At 69.9% G+C, this 19,645-nt stretch carries 18 protein-coding genes; 10 read left to right on the top strand and 8 right to left on the bottom strand.

Features of this window, described 5'->3' with window-relative positions; all coding sequences use genetic code 11:
• Nucleotides 1-537 (bottom strand): ABC transporter ATP-binding protein (locus tag HOV77_RS12835; protein ID WP_290861726.1); only part of this gene is annotated, 537 nt, incomplete at its 3' end.
• A 138-nt stretch (nt 538-675) separates the two neighbouring features.
• Here HOV77_RS12835 and HOV77_RS12830 point away from each other — a divergent pair.
• The gene (locus tag HOV77_RS12830) at nt 676-1,320 is read left to right on the top strand and encodes a LysE family translocator (RefSeq protein WP_290861724.1); all 645 of its coding nucleotides are present in this window, start codon (nt 676-678) and stop codon (nt 1,318-1,320) included.
• A 78-nt stretch (nt 1,321-1,398) separates the two neighbouring features.
• Here the strand turns inward: HOV77_RS12830 and HOV77_RS12825 are convergent, their stop codons facing one another.
• Nucleotides 1,399-2,301, bottom strand: a complete 903-nt coding sequence (locus tag HOV77_RS12825; RefSeq protein ID WP_290861722.1) for an NADP-dependent oxidoreductase — start codon at nt 2,299-2,301, stop codon at nt 1,399-1,401.
• 71 nt (nt 2,302-2,372) lie between these two features.
• Between HOV77_RS12825 and HOV77_RS12820 the strand changes: the two genes are divergently transcribed.
• The 4 genes from HOV77_RS12820 to HOV77_RS12805 all read left to right on the top strand — a co-directional run bounded on the left by HOV77_RS12820 (nt 2,373) and on the right by HOV77_RS12805 (nt 4,787).
• Entirely contained in the window at nt 2,373-3,386 is a 1,014-nt protein-coding gene (locus HOV77_RS12820) for a helix-turn-helix domain-containing protein (protein WP_290861720.1), read from the top strand.
• A complete protein-coding gene (locus HOV77_RS12815; protein WP_290861718.1) occupies nt 3,383-3,883 on the top strand; it encodes a DinB family protein in 501 nt (166 codons plus the stop codon). Before HOV77_RS12820 ends, HOV77_RS12815 begins: the two co-directional genes overlap by 4 nt.
• Nucleotides 3,884-3,993: 110 nt before the next feature.
• Entirely contained in the window at nt 3,994-4,470 is a 477-nt protein-coding gene (locus tag HOV77_RS12810) for a hypothetical protein (RefSeq protein ID WP_290861716.1), read from the top strand.
• Nucleotides 4,467-4,787, top strand: a complete 321-nt coding sequence (locus HOV77_RS12805) for a transcriptional regulator (RefSeq protein ID WP_290861714.1) — start codon at nt 4,467-4,469, stop codon at nt 4,785-4,787. The genes HOV77_RS12810 and HOV77_RS12805 overlap by 4 nt, the downstream gene beginning before the upstream one ends.
• A gap of 85 nt (nt 4,788-4,872) precedes the next feature.
• On the opposite strand, the gene HOV77_RS12800 is transcribed toward HOV77_RS12805, so the two are convergent.
• The gene (locus tag HOV77_RS12800) at nt 4,873-5,757 is read right to left on the bottom strand and encodes an alpha/beta hydrolase (RefSeq protein ID WP_290861712.1); all 885 of its coding nucleotides are present in this window, start codon (nt 5,755-5,757) and stop codon (nt 4,873-4,875) included.
• Between the two features lie 57 nt (nt 5,758-5,814).
• Between HOV77_RS12800 and HOV77_RS12795 the strand changes: the two genes are divergently transcribed.
• Nucleotides 5,815-7,755, top strand: coding sequence for a BTAD domain-containing putative transcriptional regulator (locus HOV77_RS12795; RefSeq protein ID WP_290861710.1), 1,941 nt, complete (start codon nt 5,815-5,817; stop codon nt 7,753-7,755).
• Between the two features lie 111 nt (nt 7,756-7,866).
• Complete coding sequence (locus HOV77_RS12790; RefSeq protein ID WP_290861708.1) at nt 7,867-11,508, top strand: SdrD B-like domain-containing protein; 3,642 nt, start codon at nt 7,867-7,869, stop codon at nt 11,506-11,508.
• Between the two features lie 58 nt (nt 11,509-11,566).
• On the opposite strand, the gene HOV77_RS12785 is transcribed toward HOV77_RS12790, so the two are convergent.
• The 4 genes from HOV77_RS12785 to HOV77_RS12770 form a co-directional block, all read right to left on the bottom strand.
• Nucleotides 11,567-12,136, bottom strand: a complete 570-nt coding sequence (locus HOV77_RS12785; RefSeq protein ID WP_290861706.1) for a hypothetical protein — start codon at nt 12,134-12,136, stop codon at nt 11,567-11,569.
• A gap of 94 nt (nt 12,137-12,230) precedes the next feature.
• Nucleotides 12,231-12,986, bottom strand: a complete 756-nt coding sequence (locus HOV77_RS12780; RefSeq protein WP_290861704.1) for an alpha/beta hydrolase — start codon at nt 12,984-12,986, stop codon at nt 12,231-12,233.
• 187 nt (nt 12,987-13,173) lie between these two features.
• Complete coding sequence (locus tag HOV77_RS12775) at nt 13,174-14,067, bottom strand: hypothetical protein (protein WP_290861702.1); 894 nt, start codon at nt 14,065-14,067, stop codon at nt 13,174-13,176.
• A gap of 33 nt (nt 14,068-14,100) precedes the next feature.
• Nucleotides 14,101-15,015 (bottom strand): DUF2332 domain-containing protein, encoded by a 915-nt coding sequence (locus HOV77_RS12770; RefSeq protein WP_290861701.1) that lies wholly within the window; start codon nt 15,013-15,015, stop codon nt 14,101-14,103.
• A gap of 47 nt (nt 15,016-15,062) precedes the next feature.
• Here HOV77_RS12770 and HOV77_RS12765 point away from each other — a divergent pair, with 47 nt between their 5' ends.
• Both HOV77_RS12765 and HOV77_RS12760 read left to right on the top strand, forming a co-directional pair.
• Nucleotides 15,063-16,610 carry a UDP-N-acetylglucosamine 1-carboxyvinyltransferase gene (locus HOV77_RS12765; RefSeq protein ID WP_290861699.1) on the top strand — a complete coding sequence of 516 codons (1,548 nt, stop codon included), beginning with the start codon at nt 15,063-15,065 and terminating at the stop codon, nt 16,608-16,610.
• Between the two features lie 120 nt (nt 16,611-16,730).
• Nucleotides 16,731-16,886: a hypothetical protein gene (locus HOV77_RS12760; RefSeq protein WP_290861697.1), complete on the top strand. Its 156-nt coding sequence runs from the start codon at nt 16,731-16,733 to the stop codon at nt 16,884-16,886.
• A 97-nt stretch (nt 16,887-16,983) separates the two neighbouring features.
• Here the strand turns inward: HOV77_RS12760 and HOV77_RS12755 are convergent, their stop codons facing one another.
• A complete protein-coding gene (locus HOV77_RS12755) occupies nt 16,984-18,123 on the bottom strand; it encodes an epoxide hydrolase family protein (protein ID WP_290861696.1) in 1,140 nt (379 codons plus the stop codon).
• A 92-nt stretch (nt 18,124-18,215) separates the two neighbouring features.
• On the opposite strand from HOV77_RS12755, the gene HOV77_RS12750 reads away from it, so the two are divergent.
• Nucleotides 18,216-19,643, top strand: coding sequence for an amidase family protein (locus HOV77_RS12750; RefSeq protein WP_290861694.1), 1,428 nt, complete (start codon nt 18,216-18,218; stop codon nt 19,641-19,643).
• Nucleotides 19,644-19,645 lie beyond the last annotated feature (2 nt).

Below are 19,645 nucleotides of genomic sequence, written 5' to 3'. Positions count from 1 at the left end.
ATGCAGGTCCAGGGCCCCCGTCGGCTCATCGGCGAAGATCACCGCGGGCCGCCCGGCCAGCGCGCGCGCCAACGCCACGCGCTGCCGCTGCCCGCCCGACAGCTGCGCCGGCCGCGCGTTCTCACGCCCGCCCAGGCCCACCTTCGCCAGCACCTCGCGAGCCCACTCGCGGTCCGGGCGTACCCCGGCCAACCGCTGCGGGAGAAGCACATTCTGCTCGACGGTCAAGGCGTCGATCAAGTTGTACGCCTGAAAGACGAACCCGGTGTGCTGACGGCGGACGACGGTGAGCTTCGGTTCCTTCAGCGCGCCAAGTTCCTGTCCGGCCAGGCGTACCCGGCCGGCGTCGGCGCGATCGAGCCCGGCCGCGCACTGCAGCAGCGTCGACTTACCCGAACCGGACGGGCCCATGACCGCGGTGAACGTGGCGGCCGCGAAGGACAGGGACACGCCGTCGAGCGCGCGAGTGGTGGTGTCACCGCTTTTGTAAGTACGGCGTACGTCGGTCAGTTCGACGACGGGGGTGGCGTTGTTCATGATCACGATCGTGTCAGGGCGGCCGGCCGGAACCGATACGGCCAGCAGGCGTCTTCGAGGGTATGGCCTGCTATAAGGTGGGCCACTACCTGCGGATTGGCCTTCGACAGGGGGCGCTCCGGCTGCGATCGTGTGTTCATGATCAGCTTTGGTGCGCTACTCGGCGTTGCGGCAGTGGCGCTCGGCATGGTGCTCACTCCGGGTCCGAACATGATGTACGTGGTGTCCCGCAGCATCGGCCAGGGGCGCCGCGCCGGGCTGATCTCCCTCGGTGGCGTGGCTGTGGGCTTCGTCGTCTACATCGTCGCCACTGCCCTCGGCCTGTCGGCGCTGTTCGCCGCCGTCCCGGAGCTGTACCTGGCGGTGAAGATCACCGGAGCCGTCTACATCGGATGGCTCGCCTGGAAGGCGCTGCGGCCCGGTGGGGTCTCGGTCTTCACCCCCGTCGAGGTGGAGGCCCACCCGCCGAGGAAACTCTTCCTGATGGGGCTGGTCACGAACCTGCTCAACCCCAAGGCCGCCATCATGTACGCCTCGATGATCCCGCAGTTCCTAGACGTCGAAGCCGGCCACCTGTTCTGGCAGAGTATGCAGCTCGGTTTCGTGCAGTTCTGCGTCAGCATCGCCGTGAACAGTGCGCTGATCTTCGCCGCCGGGACGATCGCCGTGTTCCTGTCGCGTCGGCCGAGCTGGCTGCGGATTCAGCGGTTCGTCACCGGGACGCTTCTCGGGGCCATCGCGGTGAAGCTGGCGACCGACACTAGTCGGCCCCTGCCCGCCTGACGGTTGGCTTGATGATCAGCGGAGTTTTTGTGGGGTTATGACCCCACTTTTTCTCCGCTGATCAACGAGCGCACATGATTAAGGGACGGTGAGGACGATCTTGCCGGTCACCCGCCCGCTCTCGCTGAGCTCATGCGCCTGCGCGGCGGAAGCCAACGGCAGCACCGTCGAAACCGAAGGCCGCAGTCTGCCCGCCTCGACCAGCGCCACGATCTCCCGAAGGCCCGCATAGTCGGGCTCGACGAGGGTGAAGTTCTCGTCGGGCTCGGTCAGCCGGATCAGCTTCCCGCCGGGACGCAGTACGCGCAGAGACCGAGGACCGTAGTCACCCCCGACGGTGTCGAGAACGATGTCGATGTCGCGTACGGCGTCGGCGAAGTCGACCGAACGGTAGTCGATCACCTCGTCGGCACCGAGCCGGCGTACCAGCTCGTGCTTGGCAGCACTGGCCGTCCCCACGACGTACGCCCCCCGCGCCTTGGCGATCTGCACGGCGAGGTGGCCGACGCCCCCCGCCGCCGCGTGAACGAGCACCCGATCTCCCGTACGCAGCCCGCCCGTCTCGATCAGTGACTGCCACGCCGTCAGCCCGGCCAGCGGCAACGCGGCCGCCTCGACGTGACTGAGCCCGGACGGTTTGCGGGCGAACTGCCGGGCGGGAGCGGTCACGAACTCGGCGTACGCCCCGGCCTGGCGAGGGAACCAAGGCATGCCGAAGACTTCGTCGCCGGGCTGGTAGAGCGTGACACCGAAGCCGACTTCCTCGACGACCCCGGAGACGTCGTAGCCGAGGATCGCCGGATCGTTCCAATAGCCCGCACCCGTTTTGCGCGACTTCCAGTCGGTCGGGTTCACGCTCGCCGCGCGGACGCGTACCAGGATCTCGGTCGCTATCGGCGCGGGTCGTTCCACCTCGGCCAGGTCCAGCACCTCGGGTCCGCCCCAGCTCCGGGCGACGACCGCACGCATCGTGTTCGTCATGCGCTCCAGCTTGGCGAGCGTGGAACGATCTCACGAGTGGCCAGATGGTCACCTTCCGATAAGATCTGGCCATGCCGAAGACACATAAGGTCGCGGTCCTGGCTCTGCCCGGCGTCATCCCGTTCGAGCTGGGCATACCGTCGCGCATCTTCGGCGCGGCCGACGACGACGGCCGGCCGCGCTACGAGGTCGCCGTCTGCACGCTCGACGGCGGCCCGGTCCAGACCGAGGCGGGTTTCAGCATCACCGTCGAGCACGGGCTCGAGCTGTTCGCCTCGGCCGACACCGTGGTCCTGCCGCCGTTCCACCCGATCGAGGCGGTGGCGCCCGGTTCGCCGGTGGCTGCCCGGCTCGCGTCCGCTCTCTCCGCACTTCCAGCTGGTACGCGTAAAGTCGCGATCTGCACCGCCGCGTACGCGTTGGCAGCATGCGGGTTGCTCGACGGCCGCCCGGCGACGACGCATTGGCATGAGGCGGACGACTTCCAACGGCGCTTTCCGTTGGTGAAGGTCGACGCCGGAGTGCTGTTCGTGGACGACGGCGACGTCCTGACCTCGGCCGGTGTCGCGTCCGGAGTGGACCTTTGCCTGCACCTGATCCGGCGTGACCACGGCAGCGAGGTCGCCGCGTTGGCCGCCCGGCGCTGTGTCGTGCCGCCGTGGCGCGACGGCGGGCAGGCTCAGTACGTCGAGCGCCCGGTGCCGACGGAGTCGGGCGCGGGCACTGCGGCCACCCGCGAGTGGGCGCTACGCCGATTGGCCGAGCCGGTGTCGTTGCAGCAGCTGGCCGCGCACGCGCGGATGAGCGTACGCACGTTCACCCGGCGCTTCCGGGACGAAGTCGGGATGACCCCGGGGCAGTGGCTGATCCGGCAGCGGGTCGATCGGGCGCGGGGTCTGCTGGAGAGCACCGATCTGCCGGTCGAGCAGGTCGCGCGCCAGTCCGGCTTCGGCACCGCGCTCTCGTTGCGGCAGCATCTGCGGGCGGTCGCCGGGGTGTCGCCGGCCGACTACCGGCGGACGTTTCGCGCCCGGGATGTGATGGCGACGGACATGTCGGTGGGTGGCATTACCGTACGCCCATGATCGACACGAGCGAGCGGGTGCGCCCCCGCGAAGACGGCGGCGAGCGTGAGACCCTCATCGGCATGCTCGACTTCTTGCGGGCGACCGTGGTCGTCAAGGTCGCCGGGCTCACCGACGACCAGGCCGCGACGCGGTCGGTCCCGGCCTCCGCGTTGACCCCGGCCGGGCTGGTCAAGCACCTGACGGGCGTCGAGCGGTACTGGTTCAGCATCGACTTCGCCGGGCACGACCTGCCCGAGCCCTGGGATGACGCCAATCCCGGGGCGTTCGCCGTCGAGCCGGGCGACACGCTGGCCGGGCTCGTCTCGGCGTACCGGGCGGAGTGCGCGCGGTCGAACGCCGCGATCGTCGACGCCGAGCTCGACGAGCGCGCCCACGCCGACGGGAACTCCTTCACGCTGCGCTATGCGTTGACCCACATGATCGAGGAGACCGCCCGGCATTGCGGCCATCTCGACCTGCTCCGCGAGAGCATCGACGGCCAGACCGGCCAGTAACGGCCCCGCCCGTGGCCTACCCAGTGCCACATTGACAGAAAGTACTTGCCTATCAGGAAAGCTGAGGGATACTTTCCCAATAGGCAAGTACTTTCTTATGGGAGGCCGTCATGACCGAGCACATGCGACCGGACGAGGCCGCGCAAGCGCTGGCGCACGTACGCGCGACGCAGCAGCAGGTGATCGACGTCGCCACCATCCCGGTCTGGTTCTGGTGGACGATCGGGCCACTGATGGTGATCTTCGCGGCGGCGATCGAATCCGGTAACTCCACGGTGATCGGCATCGGGGTGGCCGTCTTCGTCCTCGGGTTGTCCGTCAGCGTCTTCTGGGTCGTACGCAGGGCGCTGCGCGTACAGGTGCGCAACGATCTGCTCGGATTCCGGGGAGCCGGGCTCATCGTCGGCTTCGTACTTGGCACCGTCTGGGTCTCGATCGCGGCCATCTTCGGCCTGCAAGCCGCTGGCGTGAGTCATCCGGCGATCTGGGGAAACGCGATTGCTGCCGTGACCCTCGGGTTCGGCGGACCCTGGCTCGGGCGCCGGCTGCGCCGGATCATGATCAAGCGTACGGAGAGTCGTCGATGAAGGCGCGCTTCGACGAGCTGATCCACGCGCCGACCCGGCTCGCGATCGTCTCGCTGCTGGCCGCGTCGGAGTGGGCCGACTTCAAGTTCATCCGCGACACAATCAACCTCTCCGACTCGGCGTTGTCCAAGCAGCTGTCCACACTGGAGGACGTCGGCTACGTCGAGATCAGCAAGGCATTCGTCGGCAAGTGGCCACGTACCTCGGCGAAGCTGACGAAGGCCGGGCGGACCGCGTTCGACCAGCACGTCCTGGCCTTGCAGGAGATCGTGGCGCAGTCCGGAGCGACGATCCTCCCGCCCTCCGGGGGCTCATGATCATCGCTTTATCCGGGATAACGCGGCCTCGCACACTGTACGAGGGGACGTTATCCCGGATAACGCGCCGCGAGCGCCGCGCCCCCTAGCGAGCGAGCAGCGAGCGCAGCGAAGAGGCAACAGCCTCAGGAGCCTCCTCAGCCATGAAGTGCCCGAAGGACACGGTCCGATGGTCGAGGTCAGGAGCCCAGGCCCGCCACCGGGCGGCGGCGTCGAAGCCGAGCGCAGCGCCCCAGTCCTGCTGAAGCACGGTGACCGGCATACGCAGGAGGTTGCCGGCGGCCCGGTCGGCGAGGTCGTGCTCGACGTCGACGGTGGCGGAGGCGCGGTAGTCGGCGACGATGGACGGGACGGCCGCGCGACACGCGTCGAGGTACGCCTGCCGAACCGGGGCGGGGATGGCGTCCGGGCGACCGGCCCAGAGGTCGAGGAAGTGCCCGAAGAAGGCGTCGGCACTGGCGCTGATCAGCTGCTCGGGCAGGCCCGGCGGCTGCGCCATCAGGTAGAGGTGGAATCCGACGGCGGCGGTGGTGCCGTGCATGACGTCCCACATGTCGAGCGTGGGCAGCACATCCAGGCAGGCTAGATGCGAGACGGCGGCCGGGTGGTCGAGCCCGGCCCGGAAGGCGACCAGCGCCCCGCGGTCGTGCCCGGCCAGGGCGAACCGGTCGTGCCCGAGCGCCTTCGCGACGGCGACGACGTCGGCGGCCATGGTGCGCTTGGCGTACGTGGAGTCATCAGATGCGACCGCAAGAGGCTTGTCGCTGTCGCCGTAGCCCCGCAAGTCGGGGACGATCACGGTGTGGTCGGCGGCGAGATCCGTGGCGACGTGCCGCCACATCAGGTGGGTCTGCGGGAAGCCGTGCAGGAGGACGATCGGCTGCCCCGACCCGGCGTACGCGACATTCAGCCGGACACCGCCGGAGCCCGGCAGGCTGGCGTACTCGAACGAAGGAATGCGTGCTGTCATGCCTCCACGGTGCGGCGCACCGATGAGCAACGGATAAGCAGCGCTACGCTGCGCCGGGTGCGGGTCGAATTCGGGGTGCTCGGGCCGGTGGCGGCCTGGTCCGGCGACCACGAGCCGGTGGCGCTGCGAGGTCCCCGGCATCGGGCGGTGCTCGCCCGGCTGATCGTCGCCCGGACTCGTCTGGTGCCGCTCGACGTGCTCATCGACGATCTCTGGCCGGTGCCGCCGGAGAACGCCGCCGCGGCTGTCCGGACCTTCGTCGCCGATCTGCGCCGGGCGCTGGAACCGGACCGGCCGCCGCGTACGCCAGCGAAACTGCTGGTCACGGAAGGTCCCGGGTACGCACTGCGCACCGACGCGGTGGACGCCTGGCGGTTCGAGGACACAGTGCGGACGGCGTCGAAGAGCGCTCCGGCGCTCGCCGCCGAGCAGCTGGCGCAGGCGCTGGCCTGGTGGCGTGGTCCGGCGTACGCGGACTTCCCGGACGAGCCGTGGACCCGGCCGGATCGGACCCGACTAAACGAGCTGCGGTCGCAGGCGATCGAGGGGCTCGCCGCCGCCCGGTTGGACCTCGGCCAGGCGGCTGCGGTGCTCGGCGACCTCGACACGCATACCGCCGAGCATCCGTGGCGGGAGAACGCCTGGCGGCTGCTGGCGCTTGCGCTCTATCGAGACGGTCGGCAGGCCGAGGCACTCGCCGTGCTGCGGCGGGCCCGCGCGATGCTGGCCGAGCAGCTCGGTCTCGATCCGGGACCGGAGCTGGCCCGGCTCGAAGCCGAGATCCTGCGCCACGATCCAGGGCTGCGGCCGCTCGCGGGCGAGGTGTGGACCGCGGCGGCCACCGCGTTCGACCGGGCGCTCGCCGCCGACGCCCGGCTGCGGCTTGAGTCCACTGTGGGCATTCTGCGGGGGCTCGCGGTCACCGGCGGCTCCGGCCTGCAGACGTCGCGAGCGCATCGCCTGGCCGCGGTCGCCGCCGCGGAGCAGCTGGGCGACCCGGAGCTGACCGCGCGGGTCATCGGTGCGTACGACGTGCCTGCCGTCTGGAGCCGGGTCGACGACCAGGACCAGGCCGCGCAGATCGTGGCCGCGGCTCGCCGCACGCTGGTCGCGTTGCCCGTGGGCGCGCCGGTCGGTCCGCGTGCGCGTCTTCTCGCGACCATCGCCGTGGAATCCCGAGGGGTACGCGAGCCGCAGCCGGCCGAGTCCGCGAAGGAGTCGGTGGCGCTGGCGCGCGACCTCCAGGATCCCGGTGTCCTGGTCTTCGCGCTCAACGGCCTGTTCATGCAGAGTTTCGGCCGATGCGGGCTGGCGCCGGTGCGCGACGGCATCGGCGCCGAGCTGATCGAGGTGTCGGCGCGGCACGGGCTGCCGACCTACGAGGTGCTCGGCCACCTCGTCCGTCTGCAGGCTCGCAGCGCGCTCGGTGATCTGCCCGGCGCGACCCGGTACGCCGAAGCCGCGGACGAACTGGCGAACCGCCACGATCTGCCGCTCGTGGGCGTCTTCACCACGTGGTTCCGGGCGCTGCGCCGGGCGATCGACGGCGACCCCGACGAAGCCGAGTACGCGTACCGCGCGGCCGCCGAGACGCTGACCGATGCGGGGATGCCTGGCTTGTCGGACGGTCTGTTGCCGCTGGCGTTGCTCTGTCTGCGGCTGACGTTCGGCCGCCCGATCGGTGACCTCGACGACCTCGGCGGCTGGGGGCCCTACGAACCCTGGGCGCGCCCGTTGCTGCTGCTCGACCGGGGTACGCCGGATGCTGCTCGCGCGGCGCTGCGCGTACTGCCCGATCCGCCCGCCGACCATGTGCAGGAAGCACTCTGGTGCCTGGCCGGTCGGGCGGCGATCGGCGTACGCGACGAAGACCTCGCGCGGCGGGCGTACGCGGCGCTGTCGCCGGCGGCGGACGAGATCGCCGGAGCGGGCACCGGTCTACTGAGTCTCGGTCCCGTCTCGGCGCAGCTCAACGCCTTGGCCGCCGTCTTCGGGTGATCCTCAGCGGATCGCACAGGTTTTCCGCCGTGTCGAGATTGACTCCGGAACAATGTCACGCTCTGCTAGTAAATGACTACTTTGGGTGATTTGTTGTGATCTGGGGGGACCATGGACCTGCACGGTGGAGTTTCGCGAAGGCCTTTCCGGCGTAAGCGCACCGTCGCGCTCGCCTGCGCGCTGGGACTCGGCATCGGCGGGACCGCCGCCTTCGTGGGCGTCGCGTTCGGCGCGTCCGGCACGCTGGCGAGCCGACTGGTCCTGGTGAGCAGCGGCAGCCGGCCGTTCGATCCCGCCTCCGGTCCCGGCAAGGACGACTCACCGATCGACGAAGTCGTGCGTACGAGTGACACCGTCACGTATCGGGTCGACCTGTCCAGCGCCGGCACCGTCGACGAGGTCACGGCGAATCTGGTGACCACCGGTCCGGCGAGTTTCCAGACGGTGCCGTCCATCTGCACGAATCGCGAGGACGCGATCAGCCGCGACGGCAAGGCGATCAGCTGCGACATCGGCGCGCAGACGAACCAGACCAACGGCGTCGAGTTCAGCCTCAAGGTCGACGGCGACGCCGCCAACGGGGCCGAGGTGAAGACGACCGGCACCGTCGCCGGGGAGGGCGTCGCGGCCGTGCCGGCGGGGGAGTCGAGCGTCGTCGTCTCGGCCGCGCCAGAGTGGGACCTGTCGGCGACCGAGGCGCAGCCGCTGATCACCGGGGGAGCGCGCGACGGGGTCTACGGCAACTTCATCGCCTTCCCGCTCGCGATCCTGCACCGGGGTCCCGGCGTACGCGGAGTGGAGGCGCTCAACCCTGCGCTGTCGTTCGGCGTGGACCTGGGCAAGCTGTACGAGGCGGAACCGAGCGGCACCGGTAACTGGCAACTGGTCGGGTGCTCGGCCAATGGCGTCGGCGACCCGGTCTTCCCCGCCCTCCCCGGTACGCGAGACTTCGGCACTCCCGCGTCCATCGGCTGCACGCGTACGGGGGACACCGTCGACGTGGTGCTCGACGGGCTCGACACCAGCATGAAGCAGTCGCCCCTGCACACCTACGGGAACCTTCCGCTGCCGCTGGAGACGACGTACGCCTTCGCCGGAAAGCTCGTGGTGTTCATCCCCGGCGACGACCTGTTGCAGTACGGCGAGTCCAAGCAGGGCGTCAACTTCCTCCGGCTGCGCGCCGCCCTGCCCCGGCTGGCGGTCAAGAGCATCTCGGGCGCGATCAACGAAGGCGACCTGCCGACCAACAACGCAGCCAGCACCGAGCTGAACGACGCCGCCGCCGGAGAGATCGCGACGCTGTTCGGCTCGGAGATGGCCAACGGCGACGCCACCATGGTCGCGCCGGGCCGGGAGACGCCGCTCGACCGCAAGGGCAAGATCACTCCGGGGACGAAGTACACCGTGCAGGTCGTCTCCAAGAACCTGGGCAAGATGCCGCACGGCGAGCCGGGCAAGGTCTGCGCGGTGTTCGACAACTCCGTCCAGCACCCCACCGGCCAGTACGCCGCCGTCGCGGGGCTCGCCGACGGCGGTAAGGAACCGGTGCCGGGGGCGAAGCTGTCCTGGGGCGTCGGCACCGGCCCGGTCGGCCCGGCCAGCGGTTGCGGCGACGAAGAAGCGAAGTGGTATCCGTCGCTCGACGACGTTCCCGGCGGAGCCGCGGCGGTCGACCGTGCGCGCTGGATCATGGACGAGCCGCAGCCGGTCGGCTCCTACTACCGGTTCATCCTCGAGGAGAAGATCGCGCCGACGGCCACCGACGGAGCCGAGGTCAAGACGTGGGGCCGGGCCAGCTGGGCCGGCCGCCACGGTGGCGCGGAGGAGCGTCCGGCGCCCGACGACACGAGCGCGGTCGGCCCGATGTCGGACCGCATGGTCGTGCTCGCCTCCGCCGCCCGGGTCACCGTGAAGACGGCCGAGTCCGCCGATAGCGCCGAGCGTCCGTCGGACGACTTGCAGTCGGTGCAGCCAGACCAGCCGGTGCGGTTCATCGTGCAGGCGACGCTGACCGACAGCACCGCCAAGATCGGCCGGGCGTGCCCGGTGAGCGTCGAGGTCAAACTGCCGGCCCAGGTACGCGTCGTCGACGCGTCCGCGAGCCTGACGCCCGCCGCGACGACCAAGCAGCCCGACGGGTCGACCACGTTGCGCTGGGATCTCGGCGAGCGGCACATCAACGAGCTGCTGCCCGCGATCGACCTGCGGACGAGTGTCACCAAGGACGTCACGGCCGGTCGTGACCTGACTGCGGTCGCGACGATCGCGACGGCCTGCGACGCGTCCCCGCTGGAGGACCGTACGGCGTCGCGCTCGCTGACCGTGACCGGGCAGGGTGCGTACCGGGTGGTCATCGAGGCCGCCGCACCGGCCGTCGCCGTCGGTGACGACGTCTCGTTCCTACTCAAGGAGACCAACGCGTGGACCAGCCCGGTGCGGTCCAGCGACCTCATCATGAAGGTCCCGGCCGCTGGGGACATCGCCAACACCGCCGTCACCGGCCCGGTCGTGCTGGAGAAGGTCTCGGCTCCGGCCGGGGCGACCGTCCGGTACACCGAGGTGCCCGGCGACCGCATCGATCTCGACGTCAACGACAAGTCCAACCAGCCGGACGGCACGACGACCTGGTGCCTCGAGGGCGACTTCGGGCGTGAGCAGTGCCCGGAGAAGATGTCCGCGGTCACCGGCATCCGGGTCAGTTCCAGCACTCCGCTGGCGGCCAACGGCACTCGCGTGACCACGGTGGTCCTCGACGCTCCACAGTCGAAAGACGCCGAAGAGCTCGGCGCGGTCTTCGGGGCCAAGGCGGACGGCCTCGCGCTCCCGGTGCGGTCCAACGACTCGACGGTACGCCTGCTGGCCGGTTCGGTCAGCGGCCGAGTCTGGCGCGACCTGGACCGCGACGGCGTACGCGACGACGGCGAGCCCGGGGTGGCCGGTGTTCCCGTCACGCTGACCGGCTCCCCGGAGAACTGCCCGGCGGCCGAGCGGCAGATGAGCACCGACCCGCAGGGTCGCTACCGGTTCACCGCGTTGTGCCCCGGCAGTTACCAGGTCGACCTCGACCCACCGGCCGGTACGAAGTTCACGACGGAGAGCACGACCGCCGATCCGCAGCGGGACTCCAATGTGAACCCCGACGGCACGTCCCCGCCGCTCGCCGTACGCCGTCTCTTCCTCGCCGCGCCGACCGGTCAGCAGGTCCTCAACGACGTCAGCGACGTTCCCGCCGTCGACGCGGGCCTGATCACCGAGTCGGCTCCGGGGACGCCGACCCCGACGGCGAGCGGCGGTGCGCCGGTGCCGACCACGGCACCGACCGGCGCGACGGGATCGTCCTCCCCGGGCGTCGGAAGCACGGTGGACCCGGTCGGCGCGACCTCGACCGCCGTGGCCGCCCCGACCTCCGGAAGCAGCACCGGCAGCACATCGCCGGGGTCGACCGCGTCCGCCGGGAGCAACCCGACCGGCACGACGCCTGGATCGAGCGGCGGAACCGACGATCCCAGCGTCGGAACGCTGGAGGCACCGGTGACGACGGGGGCCACCGACGGCTCGACGAACGCGACCGACGGCACCGGTACCACCACCGACGAAACCGATGCGAGCTCGACGTCCGGCACTGCGAGCGACGACCTCGCGCATACCGGGACGCCGGGTTGGCTGTGGCCGAGCGTGTTCACCGGAGTCGCCGCGGTCCTCGTCGGGTCGCTGCTGCTGATCATCACGCTGCGCCGACGCCGCTTCGAATAACGCGCTGGTACGCCGAAACGGGGGCTGCGGATTCGTCCGCGGCCCCCGTTACCGTGCGTCAGGCGGCGACCGGCGTACGCCGGAAGACCACCGGGGCGAACGCCGCCATCAGGCACAGCCCGGCGACCGGCATGAGGTCCAGCGTGACCGGCGGCAGCAGGATGCCGACGATCACGAGGACGGCGCTCCACCAGGGCAGCTTCCGGGCGATCGCGGCGGCGACGGCCAGCACGATCAGGCCGAGGAAGAACAGCTGCGGGCCGACGCTGTAGAAGGCGGCCGTGACGCCCGGTACGGAGTTGAACGAGTCGCTGAGCGAGGACATCTCCGCCTTGTCGGAAGCCATGAAGCCCTCGACGATGTCCGCTCCGAATTGGACGATCGAGGCGACCAGCCCGGCCAGCGTCACCCCGACGATCGTGGTACGCCACCACGACGGCCGCAGCATCCGGCCCAAGGCGAGGACCACCGGGGCGAACAGCAGCAGGCCGATGAGGCCGGCGAAGTGCGCCAGTTGCCAGTCCCAGCCGGGACCGTAGACGCCGTCGGCCTTTCCGGCGAGGCGCAGGATGCCGTAGAGGGCGAGGAAGAGCGGCGCGGCGAGAAAGGACGGCTTGACGAAACTCATGCGCTTGATCTTGCTGGCCGGATGACGACCGCGCCTCCAGGCGTACCCCTTATGGAAACCCGGAGATGCCCCCGAGCCTCGACCCTGAGCGGGTCTAGTGTTCGCTCAGCCAGTCGGTGATCGTGGCCGCGAGCCAGCGGCCGTGCGAGAGATGGATGTCGTGCCCGCCGCCCGCCTCCCGATAGGCACCGCGCGGCAGGTCGTCGGCCATCGCGCGGACCAGGGCCGGCGGGCAGAAGGGATCGTAGGTTCCGGCGATCAGGAGTGCGGGACAGGTGATGTCGGCGGCGCGTGACCGGCTGACGTCGCCACCTGCGTCGATGACGGCGGACATCGCCTCCGCCCAACTGCGCGCCATGATCCGAGCCTGGTCGACGCCGTACTGCTCGGCCAGGTACGCCGCGAGTGGTTTGAGCCCGTCCGGCGGATCGGTCAGCAAGTTCGCGAGCCCGTGCAGTGCCTCGGGCGAGGATTCGATGTGCCCGGCGGCGCCCCACGTGAGCACGGACAGGGCCCGAGCCGGTTGTAGCGCCGCCATGAGCAGCGCCTCCTCGCCACCGTCGCTGAACCCGACGAAGTGCGCGACGTCGACCTGCAGCTCGTCGAGCAGACCGAGCAGCAGGTGGGCGTCGTCCAAGTAGTAGGTCGGCGGGTAATGGCGCGGCTGAGGCTGCGACCGTCCTGATCCCGGCAGGTCGACGGCGATCACGCGGAACCCGTAGGCGAGATCGTCGCGAAGGCGGTTGAGGTCGACGACGCTGCTGCCCCAGCCGGGCATCAGCAGGACGGTGTCGCCCTGACCGGCGTCCTCGTAGTAGATCTGCTGCCCGTCCGGCCCGTACCAGCTCATCGGGTCCTCTCCGCAATCGTGTGGCTCATCGCCTGACGATACGGGGAGCTTGATTCCGGCCGGGAACGGCGCGGACGACACGGGAAGAGCTTGGTCCCCGCCGCCGGGAACGGCGGGGGCCAAGGGCAGTAGTGTGAACGCTCACATAGGCGTGCGTCTAGATGTACCAGGTGGACGAAGCGCTGCGTCAGGCCTTGCGGGTGATGGGAATCGGCGCGCCGTTCCGCTGGATGACAACGCGATTACCCAGCGGCTCCACCAACGTCACCGTGTACGCCGTCAGCCGCAGCATCGTGGGCTGCGTGCAGTTCTGCTTCGGATCTCCTTCGGTGACCCCGGTCTGCCGCCGGGTGAGTCCGATCTGGACGGCGGTCGCCGACTCCTCGGACACCGCCTCGTACGCATAGACCGGCTGGCCGGGGCAGGTGCCCTCGGCGGCCTCAGGGAGCTGAACGACAAGGGTGCGATCGTCGGCGGCGATGGTGTTGCCCGAGCTGGCCAGCGGATAGACCGCCGGTTCGGTGACCCACAGCGCCGCCGGATCAAGTGCCAGCACGGCGATCGGGCCGAGCATCTCGGGCGAGGAGAACAGCCAGGCAGGCAGCTTCAGCGGGCCGCGGTCGGTCAAGAACTCGCCGCTGCCGAAGGCCACCGAAGTGATCTTGACCGGAGCTACCCTCTCCGAGCTGGGCGTACCCTGCTTGACGATCAGATTCAGCGCCTCAGCCGAGCCGATCGTACGCAGTTCGGCGCGCCCTACGGGCAGCTCGGTACGCACCTTCGGCGGCCCGGCCGGTGGCGTACCCGGCACTTCGACCAGCCCCGCGCTGACGGCCATCTTGGCTTCGACGGTGGTGTAGCCGGCTTCGTGGATTCGCCCGCCGATGAGGACGAGCGGCCGCGGCTTGGCGGTCACCGGGAACTTCTGCCAGCGGTCGAGCCCTTCGGCGTTGAGACCCCAATCGTCCTCCCCCGAGCCGCCGACCGAGTCGACGACGCTCGTCGGGTGATCCCGTCCTGCGCAGGCGGCCGGCGCGAGCAGTACCAGGACCAGCGCCCCGATGCGTACGAGTCGTGTCATGCCGAAGAGACGCAGCTGGGAAGGCGTCGGTTCCTAGGCGCCAGTCATCGCCTGGCCGTGCGACCTCGTCCAGGCGATCGGCGCGCCGTCCAGGGCCAGCAAGTTGTACGTGTTCGCATCCGGTGGCGTCGGCGCGCCCGGGATCAGATCGGGGATGTCGTTGGCCAGCCAATGTCCGGGCAGATCCGCGACGGCCGCCCGGAACGACGGCCATCGTGACGGCGGAACCTGGTAGAGCACCGAGGTGTGGAAGACGACGAGCGTCGCGCCCGCTGGAGCCTGAGCGGCGAGCGCCGGCAGGTCCGTGACGAGGTCTCCCTGGACCAGCAGTGGTGGGTCGGCCGCCGCGATCTCGACCGCCTGACGTAGGCGGTCCCGTCGATGGAGCTGGTCGGGCCAGATGAGCGCGTCGAGCCACGCGACGTCGCCGGGGTCGGTCACATCCAGCGGATTCAGATCGATCCCCGCGCGCCACACCACCACCGGCCGGGCCGCCGGTGGTTCGATCCCGGTCAGCGTGCACTCCAGCACGGGGCTGCCCTGGCCGAGCACGTGATCGTCGTAGCGATAGCTGTAGCGATCGGGATAGAGGCAGAGGCCGGCGGATGCGCCGACCTCCAACAGCGCCAGCGGCTGCGGGAGTGACGCGAGGATCGGTAGGAGCACGGCGCACCGGCCGGGTTCGTTGGTCTGTGTCGCGCGCTGCCGCATCTGCGTCTCGATCGCGGGCCAATGTTCGATCGCGAATGCGCCGAACGCGACCGGATCGTCGACCGGCCCGCCGAGGAGGCGCACCACGCCGAAGAGGAGTTGTGGCTGCGTGCCGTCGGGAATCAGGGCTAGCAGGTCCGGGTCGGTGGCGACGAACGAGCCGAGGCGCTCATAGACGGGCGACACTCCACGAGCCTCGGACGCCGCGAACTCCGCGTAGACCTCCGCCACGCCCATGGGCCCCCTCCGCGACGCGCGATCTCATATATGAGATAGTCCTCGCCATGCCCGAAAGCTTGACGCGCTCCGGTGACACGCTACGCCGCATCGGCACCCTCATTCGCGACGCCCGCCGCCACCGCGGCTGGTCCCAAGCCCGCCTGGCCGAGGCGCTCGGCACGAGCCAGAGCGCCATCAACCGGATCGAACAGGGCAATCAGAACCTGAGTCTCGACACGCTCAGCCGCATCTCCGAGGTGCTCGACTCCGAGATCGTCTCGCTCGGCCACTCCGGCCCGATGCACCTGCGCATCGAGGGCGGCCGCCGGCTCTCCGGCAGCATCAACGTCAAGACCAGCAAGAACGCCGGGGTCGCGTTGCTGTGCGCCTCGCTGCTCAATCGGGGGCGTACGACGCTGCGCAAGGTCGCGCGCATCGAGGAGGTCAACCGCATCCTCGAGGTCCTCGGGAGCATCGGCGTCAAGCACCGCTGGCTGAACGCCGACAACGACCTCGAGATCACCCCGCCGGCCCGGTTCGACCTCGACTCGCTCGACGTCGAAGCGGCGCGGCGCACGCGCAGCATCATCATGTTCCTCGCCCCGCTCATGCACGACCACACCACGTTTTCCCTGCCGTACGCCGGAGGCTGCGACCTGGGCACACGGACGGTCGAGCCGCACCTGATCGCGTTGCGCCCGTTCGGGTTGGAAGTGAAGGCGACCGGCGGTTTCTACCACGCCGACGTCGACACCAGCGTGCACCCGGTCCGGCCGGTGGTGCTGACCGAGCGCGGCGACACTGTGACGGAGAACGCCCTCATGGCGGCAGCCCGTCGGGACGCGGTAACCGTCATCCGCAACGCCAGCCCGAATTACATGGTGCAGGACCTCTGCTTCTTCCTCACCGATCTCGGCGTACGCATCGACGGCATCGGCACGACGACGCTCACCGTGCACGGCAAGGCGGTCATCGACTCCGATGTGGACTACGCACCCTCGGAGGACCCGATCGAGGCGATGAGCCTCATCACCGCGGCCGTGGTCACCGACTCCGAGATCACCGTACGCCGAGTCCCGATCGAGTTCATGGAGATCGAACTGGCGCTGCTGGAGGAGATGGGCCTCGACTACGACCGCACCGACGAATACGCCGCCGCCAACGGGCGTACGCGTCTGGTCGACGTGACCGTCCGCCCCTCACACCTGCGCGCGCCGATCGACAAGATCCACCCGATGCCGTTCCCGGGCTTGAACATCGACAACCTGCCGTTCTTCGCCCTGATCGCGGCGGTGGCAGACGGTTCGACGCTGGTCCACGACTGGGTGTACGAAAACCGGGCCCTGCACCTGACCGAGCTGACCAAGCTCGGCGCCCGGGTGACTCTCATGGACCCGCATCGCCTGCACATCACCGGCCCGACGCATTGGTCCGGCGCGGAAGTCGTCTGCCCACCGGCGCTGCGCCCGGCGGTCGTCGTTCTGCTCGCGATGCTCGCGGCGAAGGGCACGTCGGTACTCCGGCACGTGTACGTGATCAACCGCGGCTACGAGCAGCTGGCCGAGCGCCTCACCGAGCTGGGGGCGAGCATCGAGACCTTCCGCGACATTTAATAAGTTAGCAGAGAACGTGGCGGAGGGGTATCGGGTCAATTGCCGAGTGCGCAGCTCACGGGCCCGGTCGTAAGGTCTGCACTGCCCGTCGGAACGCCTGGCGGGCAGAGAAGGAGTCTTGTGACCTACCCGCGTGCCCTCACCGAACTGTTCCTGCAGGACGAACCGAGGGCGAAGGCCCGAAGCATCAGCCCACTGGCCGGCGAACCCCGGCATGCGAAGCGGATCGCTCTCAAGGCGCGCCGCAAGCAGGCTCGGGACCTAGGTACGAACTGACCCTTCGAAGAGCCCGGCCCACCGGAGCATGCGTGGGCCGGGCTCCTCGGTCTCCAGGCCGTCGCGTGAAGCGACCAGCTTCTCAGTGGACGAGCCTTCAGCAGACGAGCCGGAAGAACGAACGCAGTTCGCGGACGAACAGCTCGGGCTGCTCCAACGCCGCGAAGTGCCCGCCTCGTTCGGGTTCGCCCCAGTAGCGGATGTCGGTGAACCGGCGTGCGGCCCAGCGCCGGGACGGACGGGGGTTCTCCTTCGGGAACACCGAGCATCCGGCCGGCACCGTGATCAGATCGCCGGCGGATTCGGTGAAGATCCGCTGCACGTGACGGAAGCTTTCCCAGTAGAGCCGGGCCGCCGAGGCTCCCGTACCGGTGAGCCAGTAGAGCATGACGTTGTCGAGCAGTCGGTCGCGGTCGATGACGGCGTGCAGGTCGCCCGGGTGGTCCGACCACGCCCAGAACTTCTCCACGATCCAGGCGCAGAGCGCGGCGGGCGAGTCGGTGAGGGCGTACCCGATCGTCTGCGGGCGGGTGGACTGTTCCAGCGAGTATCCGTCTTCGTCCCGACCGGCCCGGCGCAGATCGGCCAGGGCCGCCTCCTCGGCCCAAGTCAAATCGTCCAGAGTGGATGGATCGGGTGGGGCCAGCGGCGGCACCAGGTGGATGCCGGCCAGTCGTCCGGCGTCGATCCGGCCCAGTTGAGCGGTGACGCTCGTACCCCAGTCGCTTCCGGCGGCGGCGTACCGGTCGTAGCCGAGCCGGGTCATCAGGGTCGCCCAGGCGGCTGCGATCCGTTCGACTCCCCATCCGGTCGTGGCCGGTTTGCCGCTGAAGGCGTACCCGGGCAGGGAGGGGCAGATGACGTCGAAGGCGTCGGCGGCATCCGGCGGATCGGTCAACGCGGGGATGACGGCCAGGAACTCGACGAACGACCCCGGCCAGCCGTGCGTCAGCACCAGCGGCAGAGCGCCCGGGTGCGGCGAGCGTACGCGGACGAAGTGGATGTCCAGCCCGTCGATCTCGGTGACGAACTGGGGGACGGTGTTGAGCCACGCCTCCCGGGATCGCCAGTCATAGCCGTCGGCCCAGTACGCGCACAGCTCACGGAGATACTCCAGCGGTACGCCTTGCGACCGATCCGTCTCGCGCTCCGGCCACCGCGTACGCCGTAAGCGGCCGGCGAGGTCGGTGAGATCCCGCTCCGGCGTCTCGATGCGGAACTCTCGGACGGAAGTCATGATCGGCGGCGTACCCGGCCGGGCCGGGACTCGAAACCACGGCACCTCCGGCATGATCGACGCGGCCCCCGGGAAGTTGATACGTTGCCGCCGTGAGCCTCCCCGACCTCGCCACCGCCACCGTCGCCGCTCTGCGTACGCTTCTCGACTCGGGCGAGGTCACCAGCCGTGATCTCGTCGCCGCCCATCTCGACCGGATCAGCCGGTATGACGGCGTGTTCGGCGCGATCCGGTGTCTCGCCCCGGACGCCTTGGACCAGGCGGACGCCAGCGACCGCGTACGCCGGGAGCAGGGCGCGCGCAGCCCGGTCGAAGGCATCCCGGTGCTCGTCAAGGACAACATCGACGTCGCCGGGCTGCCGACGACGGCCGGCGCGCTCGCCTTGGAGCACAGCGTTCCCCGGTTGGACGCACCGATCGTGGCCAGGCTGCGGGCGGCCGGCGCGATCGTGATCGGCAAGACGAACCTGTCCGAGCTGGCGAACTTCCTCACCGAGGAGATGCCGTCCGGCTACTCCTCCCTCGGCGGGCAGGTGCTGAACCCGTACGACCTGGCGCTCACCCCGAGCGGTTCCAGCAGTGGCTCCGGCGCGGCGGCGGCACTGGGGTTCGCGCCGTTGACCGTCGGCACCGAGACCGACGGCTCGATCACCAGCCCGGCCGACTACCAGAGCCTGGTCGGCCTGAAACCCACACTCGGGCTGGTCAGCCGGACCGGGATCGTGCCGATCGCACCCAGCCAGGACACCGCCGGCCCGATGACGCGTACCGTCGCGGATGCGGCCGCATTGCTCGCGGTCCTCGCGGGAGCCGACGTGGCCGACCCGGTCACCGCGCCGTCCGGCGGTGTCGCGGAGGCGTTGCAGAACCTCGCCCTCGACCCGCGTCACTTGCGCGGCGCGCGGATCGCGGTCGTCCAGTCCGAGGAGGCGGAGTTCGCGCCGGGAGTGCTCGCTGCGCTCCGCCGGGCCGGAGCGTCCCTTGTGGACGTCACGATGCCGGAGAGCGGCCACGACGACGAGCTGGCCGTGCTGCACTACGAGTTCGCGCCGGCCGTCGATCGCTACCTCGCCGGCCTGGGCGCGGACGCCCCGATGCGGTCGCTCGCCGACCTTCAGGCCTTCAACGTGGCCAATGCGGCTCAGGCTTTGAAGTACCGCCAGGTCCACGTCGACACGGCGCTCGCCATCGATCACGTCGCCCAGCGGTCCGCGTACGAGCAGACCCGATCGCGTGATCTCGCGGCCGCGACCGAGAGCCTGCTCGCGGCGCTCGGCGACAGCGAATTCCTCGCCTTCACCGGCGCGTCCGGCTGTTCGTGGGCCGCTCGCGCCGGGTGGCCCAGCATCGTCATTCCCAGCGGGTACGCCGAGGAGAACCGTCGTCCCCGCGGGCTGATGCTGGTGACGCGCCCGTGGAACGACGCGCGTCTGCTGCAGATCGCGTACGCCGCGGAGCAGGCCCATCCCGTCCGGTGTACGCCGTTCGAGGTGAACCCGGCGGTCTTCCGCGGCCGGTAGCC

Source organism: Hamadaea sp. (genome assembly GCF_013362815.1).
Lineage (GTDB): Bacteria > Actinomycetota > Actinomycetes > Mycobacteriales > Micromonosporaceae > Hamadaea.
The sequence above is the reverse complement of the archived record's forward strand: the minus strand, read 5'-3'. Positions and strand labels throughout refer to the sequence as shown.

Coding starts and splice junctions, on each gene's coding strand:
- HOV77_RS12830 (WP_290861724.1), top strand. CDS start 676: ATGATCAGCTTTGGTGCGCTACTCGGCGTTGCGGCAGTGGCGCTCGGC.
- HOV77_RS12825 (WP_290861722.1), bottom strand. CDS start 2,301: ATGACGAACACGATGCGTGCGGTCGTCGCCCGGAGCTGGGGCGGACCC.
- HOV77_RS12820 (WP_290861720.1), top strand. CDS start 2,373: ATGCCGAAGACACATAAGGTCGCGGTCCTGGCTCTGCCCGGCGTCATC.
- HOV77_RS12815 (WP_290861718.1), top strand. CDS start 3,383: ATGATCGACACGAGCGAGCGGGTGCGCCCCCGCGAAGACGGCGGCGAG.
- HOV77_RS12810 (WP_290861716.1), top strand. CDS start 3,994: ATGACCGAGCACATGCGACCGGACGAGGCCGCGCAAGCGCTGGCGCAC.
- HOV77_RS12805 (WP_290861714.1), top strand. CDS start 4,467: ATGAAGGCGCGCTTCGACGAGCTGATCCACGCGCCGACCCGGCTCGCG.
- HOV77_RS12800 (WP_290861712.1), bottom strand. CDS start 5,757: ATGACAGCACGCATTCCTTCGTTCGAGTACGCCAGCCTGCCGGGCTCC.
- HOV77_RS12790 (WP_290861708.1), top strand. CDS start 7,867: ATGGACCTGCACGGTGGAGTTTCGCGAAGGCCTTTCCGGCGTAAGCGC.
- HOV77_RS12785 (WP_290861706.1), bottom strand. CDS start 12,136: ATGAGTTTCGTCAAGCCGTCCTTTCTCGCCGCGCCGCTCTTCCTCGCC.
- HOV77_RS12780 (WP_290861704.1), bottom strand. CDS start 12,986: ATGAGCTGGTACGGGCCGGACGGGCAGCAGATCTACTACGAGGACGCC.
- HOV77_RS12775 (WP_290861702.1), bottom strand. CDS start 14,067: ATGACACGACTCGTACGCATCGGGGCGCTGGTCCTGGTACTGCTCGCG.
- HOV77_RS12770 (WP_290861701.1), bottom strand. CDS start 15,015: ATGGGCGTGGCGGAGGTCTACGCGGAGTTCGCGGCGTCCGAGGCTCGT.
- HOV77_RS12765 (WP_290861699.1), top strand. CDS start 15,063: ATGCCCGAAAGCTTGACGCGCTCCGGTGACACGCTACGCCGCATCGGC.
- HOV77_RS12755 (WP_290861696.1), bottom strand. CDS start 18,123: ATGACTTCCGTCCGAGAGTTCCGCATCGAGACGCCGGAGCGGGATCTC.